This window comes from Pseudomonas sp. FW305-28, from assembly GCF_017351395.1.
Lineage (GTDB): Bacteria > Pseudomonadota > Gammaproteobacteria > Pseudomonadales > Pseudomonadaceae > Aquipseudomonas > Aquipseudomonas fluorescens_AA.
The window spans coordinates 1-1,016 of sequence record NZ_JACNDD010000299.1; the positions used below are offsets into that span (position 1 = coordinate 1).

The following is a 1,016-nucleotide window of genomic DNA, read 5'->3' on the forward strand; positions in this document are numbered from 1 at the left end:
CGCACCAGCACCACCGCGTCCTTCACGCCGTCACAGGCCACCAGCTTGGCTTCGATCTCGCCCAGCTCGATGCGGAAACCGCGGATCTTCACTTGATCATCGTTGCGCCCCAGGCATTCCAGGCTGCCTTCCGGCAACCAGCGACCGAGGTCACCAGTGCGGTACAGCAGCGCGTCGGGTTCATGGCTGAACGGGTCGGCGATGAATTTTTCCGCCGTCAGCTCGGGCCGGTTCAGATACCCCTTGGCCACGCCCTGGCCGCCGATGTACATCTCGCCGACGACACCCAACGGCGCCAATTGCTGGCGTGCATCGAGCACGTACACCTGGGTATTGCCGATCGGTCCGCCAATGGGCACGCATTCGGCATCCACCGCCACGGCCTTCACCTCGAGGGTGGTGGCGTAGGTGGTGGTTTCGGTCGGGCCATAGCAGTGCACCAGGCGCAAACCGGGCGCCAGGTCCAGCAAGCGCCGGAACGACGCCACATCGGCCCGTTCACCGCCGCACAGCAGGATCCGCAGGCCGCCGAGGGCCTGGGGAATCAGTTGCACGTATTGGTTGAAGATTGCCGTGGTCACGAACAGCACCGTAACGCCCGAGTCCTGCAAGACCTGGGCGAACCTTGACGGCTCAAGCAGGGTTTCGTGGTCGATCACCACCACCTGCCCGCCATTGAGCAACGCACCCCAGACGTCCATGGTGCTGGCGTCGAACGCCGGATTCGAGGCGAAGGCGATGCGGTCCTGCGCGTTGAAGTCGGCGTAACCGTTGTTGATCACCAAACGGTTGATGGCTCGATGTGGCACCAGCACGCCCTTGGGCTGCCCGGTGGAACCCGAGGTGTACATGATGTAGGCGATCGACTCGCTGGACTGCGCCAATGCCGGGTTGTGCGCCGGGCCCTGGCTGTCCAGCGTGTCCAGGTCGATGCGCGATGCACCCTCGGGCACGGTCTCGGTACTGAACGTCAGCAGGCACTTGGCCTGGCAGTCGTCGAGCATGAAGCCCTGGCG

At 64.5% G+C, this 1,016-nt stretch carries 1 protein-coding gene; it reads right to left on the reverse strand.

The genetic code is table 11. From position 1 onward, the window contains the following. A partial coding sequence (locus tag J4E53_RS30500; RefSeq protein ID WP_207268292.1) for an amino acid adenylation domain-containing protein occupies positions 1–1,016 on the reverse strand: 1,016 nt, incomplete at both ends.